16 protein-coding genes and 1 pseudogene are annotated in these 17,221 nt (G+C 59.0%); 9 read left to right on the top strand and 8 right to left on the bottom strand.

All coding sequences use genetic code 11. The features are described from left to right. Nucleotides 1-60: 60 nt before the first annotated feature. On the bottom strand, nt 61-492 hold the full coding sequence (locus GJU48_RS01280; protein WP_094950886.1) for an acyl-CoA thioesterase: 432 nt from the start codon (nt 490-492) through the stop codon (nt 61-63). Nucleotides 493-515: 23 nt separating this feature from the next. Continuing rightward, nucleotides 516-2,453 carry a RecQ family ATP-dependent DNA helicase gene (locus GJU48_RS01275; protein WP_094950885.1) on the bottom strand — a complete coding sequence of 646 codons (1,938 nt, stop codon included), beginning with the start codon at nt 2,451-2,453 and terminating at the stop codon, nt 516-518. Nucleotides 2,454-2,616: 163 nt separating this feature from the next. Between GJU48_RS01275 and GJU48_RS01270 the strand changes: the two genes are divergently transcribed. The 3 genes from GJU48_RS01270 to GJU48_RS01260 all read left to right on the top strand — a co-directional run bounded on the left by GJU48_RS01270 (nt 2,617) and on the right by GJU48_RS01260 (nt 4,722). Then, on the top strand, nt 2,617-2,784 hold the full coding sequence (locus GJU48_RS01270; RefSeq protein ID WP_155295910.1) for a hypothetical protein: 168 nt from the start codon (nt 2,617-2,619) through the stop codon (nt 2,782-2,784). A 578-nt stretch (nt 2,785-3,362) separates the two neighbouring features. After that, a complete protein-coding gene (locus tag GJU48_RS01265; RefSeq protein ID WP_094950907.1) occupies nt 3,363-3,719 on the top strand; it encodes a DUF1493 family protein in 357 nt (118 codons plus the stop codon). Nucleotides 3,720-3,858: 139 nt separating this feature from the next. Next, complete coding sequence (locus GJU48_RS01260; protein ID WP_242153914.1) at nt 3,859-4,722, top strand: EamA family transporter; 864 nt, start codon at nt 3,859-3,861, stop codon at nt 4,720-4,722. A gap of 57 nt (nt 4,723-4,779) precedes the next feature. Here the strand turns inward: GJU48_RS01260 and GJU48_RS01255 are convergent. From GJU48_RS01255 to hslO, 3 genes and pseudogenes are all read right to left on the bottom strand, one after another. Further along, nucleotides 4,780-5,055, bottom strand: a pseudogene (locus tag GJU48_RS01255) (phosphoenolpyruvate carboxykinase (ATP)); the annotation flags it as partial. A gap of 349 nt (nt 5,056-5,404) precedes the next feature. After that, complete coding sequence (locus tag GJU48_RS01250) at nt 5,405-6,946, bottom strand: phosphoenolpyruvate carboxykinase (protein WP_094950883.1); 1,542 nt, start codon at nt 6,944-6,946, stop codon at nt 5,405-5,407. A gap of 179 nt (nt 6,947-7,125) precedes the next feature. Then, nucleotides 7,126-8,028, bottom strand: a complete 903-nt coding sequence (gene hslO / locus GJU48_RS01245; RefSeq protein ID WP_094950882.1) for an Hsp33 family molecular chaperone HslO — start codon at nt 8,026-8,028, stop codon at nt 7,126-7,128. A gap of 94 nt (nt 8,029-8,122) precedes the next feature. Here hslO and GJU48_RS01240 point away from each other — a divergent pair, with 94 nt between their 5' ends. After that, nucleotides 8,123-8,926 (top strand): phosphatase PAP2 family protein, encoded by an 804-nt coding sequence (locus GJU48_RS01240; protein ID WP_094950881.1) that lies wholly within the window; start codon nt 8,123-8,125, stop codon nt 8,924-8,926. A gap of 121 nt (nt 8,927-9,047) precedes the next feature. Here the strand turns inward: GJU48_RS01240 and GJU48_RS01235 are convergent, their stop codons facing one another. After that, a complete protein-coding gene (locus tag GJU48_RS01235; protein ID WP_094950880.1) occupies nt 9,048-9,455 on the bottom strand; it encodes an RNA-binding S4 domain-containing protein in 408 nt (135 codons plus the stop codon). Between the two features lie 116 nt (nt 9,456-9,571). Between GJU48_RS01235 and rimA the strand changes: the two genes are divergently transcribed. The 3 genes from rimA to rimK are packed head-to-tail and all read left to right on the top strand — an operon-like array spanning nt 9,572 to nt 11,749. Beyond that, nucleotides 9,572-10,351, top strand: coding sequence for a S6 modification regulatory phosphodiesterase RimA (gene rimA, locus GJU48_RS01230; protein WP_094950879.1), 780 nt, complete (start codon nt 9,572-9,574; stop codon nt 10,349-10,351). A gap of 13 nt (nt 10,352-10,364) precedes the next feature. Further along, nucleotides 10,365-10,847 (top strand): retropepsin-like aspartic endopeptidase RimB, encoded by a 483-nt coding sequence (rimB, locus tag GJU48_RS01225; RefSeq protein WP_094950878.1) that lies wholly within the window; start codon nt 10,365-10,367, stop codon nt 10,845-10,847. Then, nucleotides 10,844-11,749, top strand: coding sequence for a 30S ribosomal protein S6--L-glutamate ligase (gene rimK, locus GJU48_RS01220; RefSeq protein ID WP_025855543.1), 906 nt, complete (start codon nt 10,844-10,846; stop codon nt 11,747-11,749). The genes rimB and rimK overlap by 4 nt, the downstream gene beginning before the upstream one ends. A 71-nt stretch (nt 11,750-11,820) precedes the next feature. Here the strand turns inward: rimK and GJU48_RS01215 are convergent, their stop codons facing one another. Both GJU48_RS01215 and ompR read right to left on the bottom strand, forming a co-directional pair. After that, entirely contained in the window at nt 11,821-13,134 is a 1,314-nt protein-coding gene (locus GJU48_RS01215; protein ID WP_094950877.1) for an ATP-binding protein, read from the bottom strand. Nucleotides 13,135-13,251: 117 nt separating this feature from the next. After that, on the bottom strand, nt 13,252-13,992 hold the full coding sequence (gene ompR / locus GJU48_RS01210; protein WP_053255745.1) for an osmolarity response regulator transcription factor OmpR: 741 nt from the start codon (nt 13,990-13,992) through the stop codon (nt 13,252-13,254). A gap of 356 nt (nt 13,993-14,348) precedes the next feature. Here ompR and GJU48_RS01205 point away from each other — a divergent pair, with 356 nt between their 5' ends. Together GJU48_RS01205 and GJU48_RS01200 are read left to right on the top strand one after the other, a co-directional pair. Next, nucleotides 14,349-16,673: a Tex family protein gene (locus GJU48_RS01205; protein ID WP_094950876.1), complete on the top strand. Its 2,325-nt coding sequence runs from the start codon at nt 14,349-14,351 to the stop codon at nt 16,671-16,673. Then, entirely contained in the window at nt 16,673-17,056 is a 384-nt protein-coding gene (locus GJU48_RS01200) for a PaaI family thioesterase (RefSeq protein ID WP_094950875.1), read from the top strand. Before GJU48_RS01205 ends, GJU48_RS01200 begins: the two co-directional genes overlap by 1 nt. Nucleotides 17,057-17,221: the final 165 nt, after the last annotated feature.

Genomic DNA, 17,221 nt, shown 5'->3' with positions numbered 1-17,221 from the left:
ACATCGCTATCGCTGGCAAGCCAGCTCCCACAGTTGATCTTCGCTGATCAAAATGGCGAGTCACACCACCAACCGCTGCAACGCCTCGCGCAACGCCCCCGGAATCGTCACCGGCTGGTTCGTCGCCCGATCCACAAACACATGCACAAAGCGCCCAGCCGCGCAGGCGTCCTCTTCGCCTGACTTGAACACCGCCAACTCATACTGCACCGAGCTGTTACCCAACTTGCCGACCCGCAGGCCAATTTCCAGGCGGTCGGGAAACGCGATCGAGGCGAAATAATCACACGCCGAACTCACCACAAATCCCACCACTTCACCGTCATGAATATCCAACCCGCCCTCTTCAATCAGGTAGGTATTCACCGCCGTGTCGAAAAAGCTGTAGTAAGTAACGTTATTCACATGGCCGTACACATCGTTGTCGTGCCAACGCGTAATGATCGGCTGGAAGTGACGGTAGTCGGCGCGCAAAGGCATTGAGTCAGGCATGGACAAGTCTCGTGAAAGTGGGCTTACAGATCATTCAAATGGGCTTCGGCCCACTCGCGCACTTCGGCGTAGGGATAGTCCTCCAGCGCCGCAAAACCCGGAATCCCCCGCGCTTTGAGCTTGGTAAACAACGGCACGCTGATACCACCGAGGAAGCGCGCCAGTCGCTCCGCGCCAGGCAAACTCCCGGTGTGCTCATGATGCCTGTGGATAAAATCACCGCACAGCCCCATGAAGTTTTTATCCACAAGCGGCGGCAGGCTTGGCGGCGCCGGCAAATGCGCAACGTGGCCGTGGCACACCGAACAATGCCCGCACCGCAGCGGCGCGTTTTCATCGCCAAAGTACTGAGCCAAACGCTGCCCCAGGCAATGCTCGGTAGCGAACAGGTCAAGCATGGCGTGTATCCGCGCCACTTCCGTCACCTCGTGTTGCTTGAAGCCTGTGTATAACTCCTCGCTCAATACCTGCGGATCGAAATCGGTATTCAGTAAGCTGTAGACCTCGGTCATTTGCTTGCTTTCCAGCTCGATCAGGCCCTGTTCCTGGAAGTAATCCAGCGCCTTCACCACACGGCTGCGTTCAGCATTGTGCTGTTGATAAAGCGCGTCGAAATCCACGGTCGCCCAGGTCCTGGCGCGGCTGCACACCTGAACAATCGCCGCGACAAACTGCTGCCGCTCACCGGAAAAACGCGCCAGCAAGGCCTCGGGCTCAATCAGGTATTTGAAGCGGTATTCGGCATAAAACGCGTAGCGCGGCGCGATCACGCCCTTAAGCTCCAACTGCACCAACAGGGTCTTGAGCGGCAGTTCGCGGATGTTGCTGTGGTCCGACAGCGACCTCAGTAAGAACTCCCACTGCCCCTCGCCCCGCGCCGCCTGCAACTCCTCCAGCACACGACGAATGCCCTGCTGCTCCGGCGTGTCGCCGTACACAAAGTTTTCCAGCACGTTGAGGCTGTCACGGTTGGCCAATACCAGGCACTCGGACGGCTGCCCATCACGCCCTGCACGGCCGATTTCCTGGCTGTAGTTCTCGATGGATTTGGGCAAATCGAAGTGCACCACATTGCGGATATCACTTTTATCGATCCCCATGCCGAACGCGATGGTGGCAACGATGCAATTGGAGCGCCCGCCCATAAAGCGCTGCTGGATGCCCTCGCGCTTATCGTGGGGCAAACCCGCGTGATAGGCCTCGGCCTGAATACCGTTGCGGTTCAGGTGATCGGCTATCTGCTCGGCGGTTTTCTGCAAGGTGACGTAAACAATGCTCGGCTGATTGGCGCGTTCGCTCATCCATTCGACCAAGCGCCGACGCTTGTCGTGACCGCTCACCGGTTCCACCAGCAAGTTGAGGTTGGGCCGGTAGAAGCCCGTGGTGATGACATCGTCCGGCGCAATGGCGAACTTCGCCTGCATGTCGGCAATCACCTTGGGCGTGGCCGTAGCCGTCAGCAGCAAAGCTTGTGGGATATTGAACTGGCGCTGGTAGTCCGGCAGCTTCAAATAGTCCGGGCGGAAGTTGTGGCCCCACTCCGAAATACAGTGCGCCTCGTCCACCACCAGCAGCGAAATCTGCACGCTTTGCAGAAAATTACGGAAGCGCTCGTTCTTCAAGCGCTCCACGGAAATCATCAGGATTTTCAGCTCGCCCGAACGCGCACGCGCCATTACGCCATTGGCGTCTTCGCGGCTCTGCGCCGAGTCGATACTGCCCGCGCAAATGCCGTGTCGCTGCAGGAAACCCAGCTGGTCCTGCATCAACGCCAACAGCGGCGACACCACCAGCGTCAGGTGCGGCAGCAATACCGCCGACAGTTGATAGCAAAGAGACTTGCCCGAACCGGTGGGGAAAATCGCCGCCGCAGAGCGACCGGCCAGCACCGCGCTGACCGCTGCTTCCTGGCCCAAACGAAACTGTGGATAACCAAAGACCTGTTGGAGGGTGTTGTGCATAAGCTGTCACTCCATTGACCGCTGAAGGAGTCAAAAACATAGTCCAGCGATCAGGAAAAGGTCGGGAATAAACGCTACAAACTGATACAGAGAAAACCAGCAAGCCTGCGCAAAAACGCAGACAGTAGCACGCTTGATCGCAAGCCCCGACAAGGAGTCGTGAATGCCCAACACACTCCTGTTTTCCCTGCAACGTGCCGCCTTGCCCGCATTGCCCTTGCGCGTTTCGGCGACGACAAGGAGCCGCTGTGACCTGCTGGAAGCAGCGCAGCACGTAAAGCTGCAACCGGCGGTCGATAAGCAACCACAACCAAGCCAGCCACTGAGCTAAAACCTGTAGGCGCTGGCGTGCCCTGCTCACTCATTTGATGGTTGCTGCCCAAAAAATCACTGGTAAATCGCAAATACCGGAAAAGGCCGTGAGAAACCGTCACACATCACGTAGTCCCCTTCCCAAACTACTTAAAACACCTGCTCCCCCCCTACATAACTCACCTGCGCATGACTGAAACTAGCGCCCTCTCAACTGTCCCGGCAGAAACAGCGTGATCTTTTATTTAGAGTTAGCCTTGATCGTCACTCTGCAACTGCTGACCTTTTGGCTGATAAAAAACTACAAGTATCGGATAGGCCTTGGGCTCACCTTGTCAGTGGGCTTACTGACTGCTGACCTTTTGGCTGATAAAAAACTACAAGTATCGGATAGGCCTTGGGCTCACCTTGCTAGTCAGTGGGCTAGTACTGATATTCGCACCGATGCCCACGCCGACTTTTTCTGCACACGAGCCTATAAACAGTACCATCGCCTATATCATCCTCTTCACTGGCATTGGCTTTATGCTGGAGCGAAACAAACACCGACGCGTAACGTCGCCCGGCCCAACCCACCCACTCCTGCGTGCCACCACCATGAACCTGGCCCCCAACTTCCCCGAAGACCCCGTCATGCAGCAGCTCCTGCAATTGCTGCACGAAGAAATCGGCCTGCCGAAACACAAGACTCTTCGCCTCGAAACCTCGATCAACCTCGACCTCGGCTGCGACGGCGCCGAGGCTCAGCAATTGATGGAAGCGATGGAGCAAGCGTTTGCCCTCGACCTGGGCGACTACGACGCTTATCGTTACTTCAAACCACCGGCGTTCGATGTGTTCCTCAAGCGTCGGGCCAAAGGCCGTGGCGACAAGGTGCCGCTGACCATCGGCATGCTCTACCTGGCCATCAAGACCCATAGCTGGGACACGCAGACCCTGGAAAACCTCAGCTGACCCCAAGCCCGCTCCCACATTGGATATGCGCTAACCTGGCGAATTGCCTACCTATCAAGGACCGTACAAGTACCCCAAGCCCGCTCCCACATTGGATATGCGCTAACCTGGCGAATTGCCTACCTATCAAGGACCGTACATGGACGTAATCATGGGCCTGCTGGCCGCCCTGCTCTGGGGCGGCACGGATTTCCTCGTGGGCCTCAACGCCCGGGCCGTCGGCGTTAAACGCGCCGTGTACTTCGGCCAAGCCCTCGGTTTTTTGATCATGACCCTGCTGCTGGTCATCTTCCCGGCCTACCTGTTCAAATCCCTGAATGCCCCGTTGAGCGTCTGGCTCCTGGGCCTCACGGCTGCGCTGCTCACCGTCTCCGGCGCCCTTGCGCTGTCCAAGGCCTTCGCCCTGGGCAAAGCCGCCATCGTCGCGCCGCTGGTGACGTCCTACGGCGTTGTCACCACACTGCTGTCCTGGGCCAGCGGTGAACACATCAGCCTGATCCAACTCGGCTGCATCGGCCTGTGCGTCGTCGGCGTAATCCTCTCCAGCATCCACAAAGACAACGGCGTCCCTCACAACAACCCGCGCCTGTCCATCGCCTACGCCCTGCTCGCCGCCTTGCTGTACGGCACCAGCTTCTGGCTGCAAGGCCGCTACACATTGCCCGCACTGGGGCCGATCACCATGTTGTGGCTGGGTTACCTGGTGGGCCTGTGCGTACTGGTGGTGATGGTGCTGAAGATCAAGGACGGCCTGAAGATTCCGCCGCTGAAAAACTGCGCGACGTTGACCGGTGCGAGCTTGATGAACCTGGGTGGTTTCTCGGCGTTTTCGTGGGGCGTGATGGCGGGGTCGGTTTCGGTGGTGACGGTGATCAGTACGTTGTCGGGTGGGATTGCGGCGATTCTGGGGTTTGTGTTTTTCAAGGAGCGGTTGTCAGCGGTTCAGGTGCTGGGGGTGGTGTTAGTGCTGGTCGGTGCAGTGGTTTTGCACATCGCCGACTAACCCTTCGCGCACAAAAAAGCCGCCCACAAGAGGCGGCTTTTTCACAACAACCGAACCTTACAACTTAGGCCCAGCCGCCTTGATCGCATCGCTCACTTCAAACTTCTTGAAGTTCTCGACGAACAGAGCCGCCAGCGCTTTCGCCGCTTCGTCGTAAGCAGCCTTGTCGGCCCAGGTGTTACGTGGGTTCAACAGGCCAGTCTCAACGCCTGGCACAGCCAATGGCACGTCGAGGTTGATGGTGTCGAGGTGTTCGGTTTGCGCACCGATCAACGCGCCGCTCTGGATCGCTGCGATGACGCCGCGAGTGGTCGGGATGTTGAAGCGTTTGCCGAATTTTTTACAAGCTTAGGAACAAACACTTGAAAAGTGTTGAAGCACTCGTATGACTAAAGTCTATAGATCCACCAATGAAGAAGTGCTGGCATTATGGGGCCACTTTGTTTTAGTCTAGAAAAGCATGATGGCGGATCGCCACACATGCAAAAGAATTATTGGTATTTGGATAGATGACGCAGAACCACAAGATCTTTGTGTATCGGTTGGGGCTTATGGCGATAGCATTAGTCCATACGATGCAAGGAGCAAAGAAATTTTTTCCGGAAAGTCTGATATATGGCTAAATCCCGACTATCACAAAAAAGCCGCCCACAAGAGGCGGCTTTTTCACAACAACCGAACCTTACAACTTAGGCCCAGCCGCCTTGATCGCATCGCTCACTTCAAACTTCTTGAAGTTCTCGACGAACAGAGCCGCCAGCGCTTTCGCCGCTTCGTCGTAAGCAGCCTTGTCGGCCCAGGTGTTACGTGGGTTCAACAGGCCAGTCTCAACGCCTGGCACAGCCAATGGCACGTCGAGGTTGATGGTGTCGAGGTGTTCGGTTTGCGCACCGATCAACGCGCCGCTCTGGATCGCTGCGATGACGCCGCGAGTGGTCGGGATGTTGAAGCGTTTGCCGACGCCGTAGCCGCCGCCGGTCCAGCCGGTGTTGACCAGGTAGACCTTGGAGCCGAAGCCGCGCACGCGCTTGATCAGCAGTTCTGCGTATTCACCGGCCGGGCGTGGGAAGAATGGCGCGCCGAAGCAGGTGGAGAAGGTCGACTTGATGCCGCTGCCCGAACCCATTTCGGTCGAGCCCACCAGCGCGGTGTAGCCGGACAGGAAGTGGTAGGCCGCTTGTTCTTCGCTGAGGATCGACACGGGCGGCAGTACGCCGGTCAGGTCGCAGGTCAGGAAGATCACAGCGTTTGGCTCGCCGCCGAGGTTTTGCTCGGAGCGCTTGGCAACGTGCTCCAGCGGGTAGGCGGCACGGCTGTTCTGGGTCAGGCTGACATTGGTGTAGTCGGCGTGCTTGGCATCGTCGATTACCACGTTTTCGAGCACGGTGCCGTGCTTGATGGCTTTCCAGATAACCGGCTCGTTCTTCTCGGAGAGGTCGATGCACTTGGCATAGCAACCGCCTTCGATGTTGAACACCACGCCTTCGCCCCAGCCGTGTTCGTCGTCACCGATCAGGTAACGGCTTTCGTCGGCGGACAGGGTAGTTTTACCGGTGCCCGACAGGCCGAAGAACAGGGTCACGTCGCCTGCTTCGCCGATGTTGGCGGCGCAGTGCATTGGCAGCACGTCAGCGGCCGGCAGCAGGAAGTTCTGCACCGAGAACATGGCTTTTTTCATTTCACCGGCGTAACGCATGCCGGCGATCAGGACTTTTTTCTGTGCGAAGTTGAGGATCACGCAACCGTCGGAGTTAGTGCCGTCACGCTCTGGCACGCACTCGAAGTTGGTCACGTTAAGCACTTGCCACTCGTCACGGCCGGCTGGGTTGTACTGGGCCGGGTTGATGAACAGGCAACGACCGAACAGGTTCTGCCAGGCAGTCTGGGTGGTCATTTTCACGGCCAGGTAGTGGTCTTGCGCAGCCCCTACGTGAACGTGGGAAACGAAATGCTCTTGCGCGTTATTGAATGCTTCTACGCGGTTCCACAGGGCATCGAACTTGTCGGCCGGGAACTTGCGGTTGATCGGGCCCCAGGCGATTGCGTCTTGGGTAGAAGGCTCTTCAACGATGAAACGATCGACCGGAGAACGGCCGGTACGGTGACCGGTTTCTACGACCAGCGCGCCAGTATCGGCAAGCACGCCTTCACCGCGCTGCAGGGCTTCTTTGACCAGATCGTCAACACTCAGATCGGTGTATACGGCGTTATTGGCTTGCGTCATGAGGTTCCCCGTCGGCCTATGGCCGAGTGCTCCAAACGTTTTGTAGTAGAAAGTTGCGCACTACTACCGCGAAAAAAGTGGGCCGGATTATGCCAGAAAAGCCCAAAAAGAGTAGGGCCCTCCCGTCAGAACTGCGCTAATCCGGCGTTTGTCAGGTGATTTACCTGTGCTTAAACGTTTTAGTGGCGGGTATCGGAAGGGGTGTCAATGCCTGCACCGGCGAATAATTGGGCGACATCGGCGGCATCGAACAGGTAACGCTGGTTGCAGAACTGGCAGTCGATCTCGATATTGCCGCCGTGCTCCACCACCAGATTTTGTGCATCTTCCAGGCCCAGGCTGACCAAGGCATTCGCCGAACGCTCGCGCGAGCAGCTGCAACGGAAGCGCAGGCCCTGTGCGTCGAACAGGCGCACGGCCTCCTCGTGGTACAGGCGATGCAGGATGGTTTCGTTGTCCAGGCCCAGCAGCTCTTCGGCGGTCAGGGTGCCGGCCAGGGCGGTCAGTTTGCGCCAGCTGTCGGTGCGCTCGTCGTCATCCTTGATGCGGTCGGCCGGCAGTTGTTGCAGCAGCAGGCCACGGGCGCGCTTGCCGTCGGCATTGAGCCAGAACTTGGTGCCGACTTGCTGGGACATCACGAAATAGTTGGTGAAGCAGTCCGACAGGGTTTCGCCGTCGAGGTCGACGATGCCCTGGTAACGCTGGCCTTCCGTCGGGTCGACGGTGATCGCCAGCACGCCGTTGGCCATCAGGTCGCCAAGGGTCGCGTCCGGCGCAATCAAGTCGGCGTCGTAACGGGCCAGGCCACGGATTTCGCGCTCGCTGGAGCACTCGATCATCAGCATCGGTACCGGGCCTTCGGAACGCGCCTGCAAAATCAGCAAACCGTCGAACTTCATGGTGCCCACCAGCAACGACGCCGCCGCCATCAGTTCACCGAGCAGCTGCGCGACCGGCTCCGGATAGGGATGCTTGGCGAGGACTTCGGCATAGCTGCGCTCCAGCGAGACCAGTTCGCCGCGGGCGTCGTTCTCGTCGAAGATGAAGCGTTGGGTGAAGTCGGTATCCGGTAGATCAGTCATAGGTCTGGGTATCTGAATTGATGACAAAATGATTACAAGGTTTATAAAATTAAACGCTTTAGCACCATATTGGTGCGGCTTGAAGGGACAGTTTATGAACAATCCGGGTTTGTTCCAAGCCAAGTGGAACCTCCGGCGATGGGCTCTATGCAATCTACTCGCTATCGGGCTGCTGTGTTTTTGGCTGTGGCCCACTGGCCAGATGCTGTGTGTGATTTTCGACGAATGGCTGTTTCACCTGCTCAATGACCCACTGGCGAGCAATTCGACCTGGCTGCATGTGTGGGCAGTGGCCAGCTTGCGGCCGTTTGATGCCGTGGTCGGAGTGATTTTACTGGCGCTGCTGATTCGCGGTGATTGGGTGTTCAAGGCGGTTCAGGTACGCCAGGCGTTCTTTGGTTTCCTTGGCATTCTGCTGCTGTTGCTGTTTATCCGCATGCTGTTCTCCAAGCTTGCCACGCAAATGGGCTGGCAACACAGCAGCCCGTCGATGATGATCAGTGGCGCGACTCACATGAGCGACTATTTCCCAGGGCTGGAGAAAACCTGGGAGCTGAAGGACCGTTCGGGTCAGAGTTTCCCTGGCGATCATGCGTCGGTACTGTTGATCTGGGGCATGTTCATGACGGTATTTGCCAAGCGCATCGGCCAAGTGCTGGTGATCTGGGGCCTGGCGCTGCTGTTCATGATGCCGCGACTGGTGGCGGGTACGCATTGGGGGCAGGACGATTACATCGGCGGCGTGTTGCTGGCGTTGTTGGCGCTGGGGTGGGGTTACTACACGCCGTTTGCGGCGAAGGTGTCGGGCGCATTGTTGCGGGTGACGGCACCGTTGTTTGGGTTGCTGGGCAAGTTGCCGGTAATCGGGCGATTGAGCGTCATGCGCACTGCCGCGTAACACCGCCTATTCATGTGGGAGCTGGGTTGCGTGGCACTGCCGCGTAACACCGCCTATTCATGTGGGAGCTGGGTTGCCGGCCCCCACAGTTGATCTCCTTGTTTGCTGGAGATTTGCACAATCAATCATCATTGCCACTGCCGCGAAATTTGAACAAATCGCGACGCTGCTTCTTGCTCGGTTTGCCATCGGTGGTCATGCCGGTAGCCCCCGCCTTACGCATGGCCGCCGCGTTTTCGCGCTTGGCGATGCTGGCTTCGGTTTCGGTGTACAGCGCCTGCGCTTGGGGTGCACCGCGACGCACAACGGACAGGGCCTGCACCACGACGGTCTTTTCATCAAACCCCACACGAATCTGCAGCTCATCACCGACGCGCGGTTCCTTGCCCGGCTTGCAGCGCTCCCCACGATGGTGCACTTTACCGCTCTCAATGGCGGCCTTGGCCAGGGCACGGGTTTTAAAGAAACGCGCGGCCCACAGCCACTTGTCCAAACGGACTTTTTCTTCCTCTTCCTGCTTTTGAGCCACTTGAATTCCTCGCTCTGAAAAATGTCGCAACTTTAACGTTGAAGACCTTCGACGCAGAAACCCCAACGCTCACCTAAGATACGCCAGGCACCACCCTGTTTTCGCGAGGATACGCTGTGACCGACTTCCCTGCCTCACTCACCTCGCCCGACCAGCGTTGCGTGGGTTGCCAGCAAAGCGAACCCCTGGGTTTCGATTTTGCGTTCGCCTATCAGCCTATCGTAGACCTTAGGGATCATTCGATCTTCGCCCACGAAGCCTTAGTGCGAGGCATCAATGGCGAAGGGGCGTTATCGGTGCTGGAGCAGGTCAACGAAAGCAACCGCTACCGCTTTGACCAGCGTTGCCGTACCAAGGCGATTGCCGGCGCCGCTGCCTTGGGGATGCAAACCCATCTTTCGATCAACTTTATGCCCAATGCCGTGTACCGGCCGGAGCTGTGCATTCGCAGCACCTTGGAGGCGGCCCGTGCGCATAATTTTCCGCTGAACCAGCTGATTTTTGAAACGCTGGAAAGCGAGCACGTAGATAACTATCGCCATTTGACCAATATTCTGCGTGAATACCGCGAATTCGGCTTCAAGACCGCCATCGACGATTTCGGCGCGGGCTATTCGGGGCTGAATCTGCTGGCCGATTTCCAACCTGACCTGATCAAACTCGACATGGCGCTGATTCGCGATGTCGACCAGGATCGTGTCCGCCAGGTAATCGTCCAGGGGATTGTCACAATCTGTGAGCAGTTGGGCGTTACTGTCATTGCCGAAGGCATCGAAAGTGCCGGCGAGCGTGACTTCCTGTCCGACTGCGGAATATTTCTGATGCAAGGCTACTGGTTCGCCAAGCCTGCATTCAAAGCCTTGGCCGAGGTTCCACCTCACGCCTGGGCGAACTGATCGGTTACCCATATTGAAGACATTTGACCATTTGACCGTTGTGGGTCTGCGTGAGTGGGTGGCACTTCCCGACTTGGGAGTGGCGGGCCTGCGCGCAAAGATCGACACCGGTGCCAGCACCTCGAGCCTGCACGCCACCGATATCGAGCCATTTGAGCGCGACGGTGAGAAGTGGGTGCGCTTTACCGCGCACCTGGGCAGCGTGGTGCAACTGCGTCACCGGCGCTGCGAGGCGCCGGTGGTGACGATGAAGACCATCAAGAGCTCCAACGGCCATGCGCAGGTGCGCTACGTGATCAGCACCACCCTGGCGCTGGGTGATCGGGTATGGCGGGTGGAATTCACCCTCGCCTGCCGCAAGGCCATGCGTTATCGCCTGTTGCTGGGCTCCAAGGCGCTGATTGACGGCCATTTGGTGGTCAGTCCCGGCGTCAAGTACGTTCAAGACAAGCCGGTGTTCCCGGTCTCTACTATTTCTGCCCCAGGTGCTGCATGAAGATTGCTGTGCTGTCGCGAAACCCGCGTCTGTATTCCACCCGCCGCCTGGTCGAGGCCGGCACCGAACGTGGCCACGAAATGGTGGTGATCGACACGTTGCGTGCCTACATGAACATTGCCAGCCACAAGCCGCAGATCCACTACCGGGGCAAGCCGTTGGAAGGCTTCGATGCGGTGATCCCGCGTATCGGTGCCTCGGTGACGTTTTATGGCTGCGCGGTGTTGCGCCAGTTTGAAATGATGGGCGTATTCCCCCTCAATGAATCGGTAGCCATTGCGCGCTCGCGAGACAAGCTACGTTCGCTGCAGCTGCTGTCGCGGCGCGGTATCGGCCTGCCGGTGACCGGCTTTGCGCACTCCCCCGATGACATCCCCGACCTGATCGACATGGTCAACGGCGCGCCGCTGGTGATCAAGGTGCTGGAAGGCACCCAGGGCATTGGCGTGGTGCTGTGCGAAACCGCAACCGCGGCAGAGTCAGTGATCGAGGCGTTCATGGGCCTCAAACAGAACATCATGGTGCAGGAATACATCAAGGAAGCCGGCGGTGCGGATATCCGCTGCTTTGTGGTGGGCGACAAGGTGATTGCGGCAATGAAGCGCCAGGCCAAGCCGGGGGAATTCCGTTCCAACCTGCACCGTGGCGGCAGTGCCAGCCTGATCAAGATCACCCCGGAGGAACGCATGACTGCGCTGCGGGCGGCCAAGGTGATGGGGCTGGCGGTAGCGGGCGTGGATATCCTGCGATCAAACCATGGGCCGTTGGTGATGGAAGTGAACTCATCGCCGGGTCTGGAAGGGATTGAGACCACCACCGGGAAGGATGTGGCGGGGATCATCATTCAGCATCTGGAGAAGAATGGTGGGCCGAATATGACGCGGACCAAGGGTAAGGGCTGAATCAGCTCATTTATCAAACACCACAAAAAGACGCCGGCAAGCCAGCTCCCACATTTGATTTCTGTTGCTTGTTAAACCGCGTCTCGCGGCAGCATCAGGCCAAGCGGCAACCGCACGCGCGCTTCCAGGCCGCCCTCCTCGCGGTTGCGCAGCTCAACATTGCCGCCATGCATCGAGGCAATCCGCCGCACAATCGCCAGGCCCAGGCCCGTGCCCTTGCCACCACGGGCACGGTCGCCACGGGTGAACGGGTTGAAAATACCTTCCAGCTCCGCCGGGTCGATACCCGCGCCACGGTCCATCACACTCAACACCACATAAGGCGCAGCACTGTCGCCGGACACATACGCCGCCACTTCCACATCGGAACCGGCATGGTGCAAGGCATTGCCGATCAGGTTGTTCAGCAGGCGCTTCATCGACACACGACGCAACGCAAACGGCTGGATCGGCTCCAGGCGCATGCGCACCTGTTCGCCATTCTGGTTATAGGGCGCTACCACTTCGCGCACCAGGTCCGTCAGGTCAACTTCTTCAACCACTTCATCGCGACCATCGCGGATAAACGCCAGGAACTGGTCGAGAATCGCATCCATGTCCTCGATGTCACGCACCATGTCATCCGTGAGGTCGGTATGCTCGCCCATCAACTCCAGGGATAACCGCAACCGCGTCAACGGCGTGCGCAAGTCATGGGACACGCCCGCCAGCATCAGCTCGCGTTCGCGACCGGCCTGTTCGACGTCTTCCGCCATCTGATTGAAGGCGCCGTACACCTCAGTCATCTCACTGGGCGTGTCGCTGACAGGCAGGCGAACGCTGCGCCCCTGCCCTAATTGGCGGGCGGCAAATACCAGGCGTTTGAGCGGTTGGTTGAGCTGGCGCACGAAAATCCACGCGGACGCCGTTGAGAGCAAGCCTATCGCCAGGAACCAACCCAGCACGTTCCAGATCTTCTGCCCCCGCAACGGGTGCGGGTAAAGCGGCACCTTGATCCAGGCGTCCCCCAGGCTCGGCGCCCTCACCCATAGCGCTGGCGAAACATGCATGCGCAATCGCACCTCGGTATCGTCCCCCAGCTCAGCCTGCATCTGGCGCTGATAAATCTCGCTGTAAGGCCAATGCTGCTCGCCTTCAGGCACACCGGCGCCGTCGACCCGAATCAGCGTCGAGGCCTTGGCTACCTTTTCGCGGTTTTCGGGGTCGACGGCCCAATAGGCACGAAGCGTCAGGGCAACGCCGTGGCTGTACTGCCGATCCACCAGCACATCTTCGTTCATCAATAGATAAACCAGCGTCAGCGCCTTGGAAAACAGAACGACGATCAGCACCAACCAAAGGGTGCGGGAGAAGAAACTTTGCGGGAACCACAACGGGGTTTTCATAGGAGACTGCCAGACAGCTTGCAGAAACGAGCGGCGCTCGCAGAAATGCAGACGCCGGGCTGCCCGTTGACCCTCATGGAGTCAAACGCCGGGCTGCCCGCGCCTGCAAATCATCGATTACTTGGTTGCAGTGCCATCCGGCACAAACACATAACCCACGCCCCATACCGTCTGGATATAACGCGGCTTGGACGGGTCCGGCTCGATCATCCGGCGCAGACGGGAAATCTGCACGTCGATGGAGCGCTCCAGGGCGTCCCATTCCCGACCACGGGCCAGGTTCATCAGCTTGTCGCGCGTCAGCGGCTGACGAGCGTTCATCACCAGGGCCTTGAGCACGGCGAATTCGCCGGTGGTCAGCATGTGTACTTCTTCGCCACGCTTGAGCTCACGGGTCGCCAGCGACAGTTCGTAGTCGCCAAAGGTGACGCTTTCGTCTTCGCTGCCTGGCGCGCCCGGAACCGGTGCTGCCTGGCGGCGCAATACGGCTTTGACCCGGGCCATCAGCTCGTCCGGGTTGAACGGCTTGGCCAGGTAGTCATCCGCGCCCAGCTCGAGACCCTTGATGCGGCTCAGCTCATCACCCTTGGCAGTGAGCATGATGATTGGAATCTGGTTGTTCGCACCGCGCAGACGTTTGCAGGCGGTGAGGCCATCTTCGCCGGGCAGCATCAGGTCGAGCACGACCAGATTGAACACTTCACGCCCCAATAGGCGGTCCATTTGCTCGGTGTTCGGCACCGCGCGGGCACGGTAGCCCTTGGAGTTGAAGAAGCGCTCCAGCAGGCTGCTCAGCCCCGGATCGTCGTCAACGATGAGAATTTTTTCGCCTTCAGCAGTTTGTGCAGTGCTGCTCATTAGATGCTCCTCTTATCTCGGCGCGCATTATGGCGTAGCTGCCGTTATACGCACCGTGTGCATTGTTAGCAGATTTTTCCTTCACTGCCAGTGAAGCCGTGCCCTGTAACCTCAGGCACAGTACCCCTCAAGGGCAGAACGCTGGTTATAATGCGCCGCCTTTGTAGGGGCTAATGTCAGACTTTACTGCTTACTGCCTCGCCAGTTTTTTCAGTGCCGGGCAGCAATTTTCCGATTTCGAGGGTCATAAGCGCGCCTCTTGACCCAGGCAGCGGCGCCAGTCGGGCCGCTCAACCAGCCTCGCAACGCCTTGTTTTCCGGGCCTGCGAGCTGCTTTCAGAATTTCAGGTGGTTTTATGGACAGCATCAACAGCCGCATCGCCGAGGAACTCGGTGTACGCCCACAACAGGTCGAAGCGGCCGTCGCTCTACTGGATGAAGGCTCCACGGTGCCTTTCATCGCCCGTTACCGTAAAGAAGTCACCGACAGCCTCGATGATATCCAGTTGCGGCATCTGGAAGAGCGCCTGCGCTACCTGCGAGAACTCGACGAACGGCGCATCAGCATCCTCGCCAGCATCGAGGAACAGGGCAAGCTGACTCCGCAACTGGAACGCGACATCAAGCTCGCCGACACCAAGACCCGCCTCGAAGACCTCTACCTGCCGTACAAACAGAAGCGCCGCACCAAGGGCCAGATCGCCCTGGAAGCCGGGCTCGGCGACTTGGCTGACGGCTTGTTCAACGACCCGTCGCTGACCCCGGAAGCCGAAGCTGCACGCTTCATCGACGCCGAAAAAGGCGTCGCCGACGTCAAGGCGGCCCTCGAAGGCGCCAAGTACATCCTGATGGAGCGCTTCGCCGAAAACGCCGGTCTGCTGGAAAAACTGCGCACTTACTTGAAGCAGGAAGCCACCCTCAGCGCCCGCGTCATCGCCGGCAAAGAGGAAGAAGGCGCCAAGTTCCGCGACTATTTCGAACACGACGAACCGCTCAAAAGCATGCCGTCCCACCGTGCGCTGGCGATTTTCCGCGGCCGCAACGAAGGTATTCTCAGCTCCGCGCTGAAAGTCGGCGACGAGCTGCCAGGCACCATGCACCCCTGCGAAGGCATGATCGGGCAACAATTCGGCATCCAGAATCAGAACCGTCCTGCGGACAAGTGGCTCGGTGAAGTCGTGCGCTGGACCTGGAAGGTCAAGCTCTACACCCACCTGGAAACCGACCTGCTCGGCGAGCTGCGCGACGGCGCCGAAACCGAGGCGATCAACGTATTCGCCCACAACCTGCACGACCTGCTGCTGGCCGCACCGGCCGGCCCACGCGCAACCTTGGGCCTCGACCCGGGCCTGCGTACCGGCTGCAAGGTGGCGGTGGTCGACTCCACCGGCAAGCTGCTGGACCACGCCACTGTGTATCCGCATGTGCCGCACAACAAGTGGGACCAGACCCTGGCCATCCTCGCCGCCCTGTGCGCCAAGCACTCGGTGGACCTGATCGCCATCGGCAACGGCACCGCCAGCCGTGAAACCGACAAGCTGGCCGCCGAGCTGATCAAAAAATACCCAGCCATGAAGATGACCAAAGTCATGGTCTCCGAGGCGGGCGCTTCGGTGTACTCGGCGTCGGAACTGGCCTCCAAGGAATTTCCGGACCTCGACGTGTCGATCCGTGGTGCCGTCTCCATCGCCCGTCGCCTGCAGGACCCGCTGGCCGAACTGGTGAAGATCGACCCTAAATCCATCGGCGTAGGCCAGTACCAGCACGACGTGTCGCAGCTGAAACTGGCGCGCGGCCTGGACGCGGTGGTGGAAGACTGCGTGAACAAGGTCGGCGTGGATGTGAACACGGCCTCGGTTGCGCTACTGGCCCGTATCTCCGGCCTCAATACCACCCTGGCGCAGAACATCGTCACTCATCGCGACGAAAACGGCGCGTTCAAAACCCGCGCGGCTCTGAAAAAAGTCGCACGCCTGGGTGAAAAAACCTTCGAACAGGCTGCCGGTTTCCTACGCGTGATGAACGGCGATAACCCGCTGGATGCCTCGGCAGTTCACCCGGAAGCCTACCCGCTGGTGCAACGCATTGCCGCCGAGACCGACCGCGACATCCGCTCGCTGATCGGCGACGCCGCGTTCCTCAAGCGCCTGGACCCGAAGAAGTACACCGACGAAACCTTCGGTGTGCCGACCATCACCGACATTCTGCAAGAGCTGGAAAAACCTGGCCGTGACCCGCGTCCCGAGTTCAAGACCGCCGAGTTCCAGGACGGCGTCGAAGACCTCAAGGACCTGCAACTGGGCATGATCCTCGAAGGCGTGGTCACCAACGTGACCAACTTCGGTGCTTTTGTGGATATCGGCGTGCATCAGGACGGTTTGGTGCATATCTCTGCGCTTTCGGAGAAGTTCATCAAAGACCCTCGCGAAGCGGTGAAAGCCGGTGATGTGGTCAAGGTCAAGGTCATGGAAGTCGATATCCCACGCAAACGCGTCGGCCTGTCGATGCGCATGAGCGACACGCCCGGCGAGAAAATCGACGGTGCCCGTGGCGCACGCCCAGGTTCCGCGCCGCGTCAGTCGCAAAACAACGCACCGCGCAAGGAAGCCGCCACCGCAGCGCCGAGCAACAACGCCATGGCGTCGCTGTTCGCCAATGCCAAGCAGTTGAAGAAGCGCTGATGGAAATTCCAGCCGGCTTGACCCAGAGCGCGTTCAGCGAGCTGATCGGCTGCCGCCTGCAACGCCTGGATGAAGGCGTTGCCGAGGTGGCCCTGACCCTGGAGCCGCAGTTGCGCAACCGCGCGGGCAAGCTCCATGGCGGGGCAATTTTCAGCCTGGTGGACATCACCATGGGGCTGGCGTGTTCCAGCGCCCATGGTTTCGACCAGCAGAGCGCGACCATCGAGTGCAAAATCAACTATATCCGTGCCGTAGAAGACGGTGACGTGCTGTGCACCAGCCGCGTGATTCACGCCGGTCGACGCACGCTGGTGGTCGAAGCCGATGTGCATCAAGGCGAAAGACTTATCGCAAAAGCACAAGGTACCTTCGCTGTCCTCTAGCTCCCCGCCCTCGATTTGAGTTAATTTCGGCGCTGTAACAACAGCGTCGGAATTTTCTTGCTGCGCTATAGCCCAATTCATGGAGTGAAGTAGGCTTTTTTCAAAGCGGGTCAAATCGACTCAAAACCAGGCGATAACGCCAGTTTCAACTTCACCCTTGTAGAC

The sequence above is a fragment of the Pseudomonas sp. IB20 genome (genome assembly GCF_009707325.1).
In the GTDB taxonomy this organism is placed as follows: domain Bacteria; phylum Pseudomonadota; class Gammaproteobacteria; order Pseudomonadales; family Pseudomonadaceae; genus Aquipseudomonas.
This window is presented reverse-complemented; position numbering and strand designations above follow the sequence as displayed.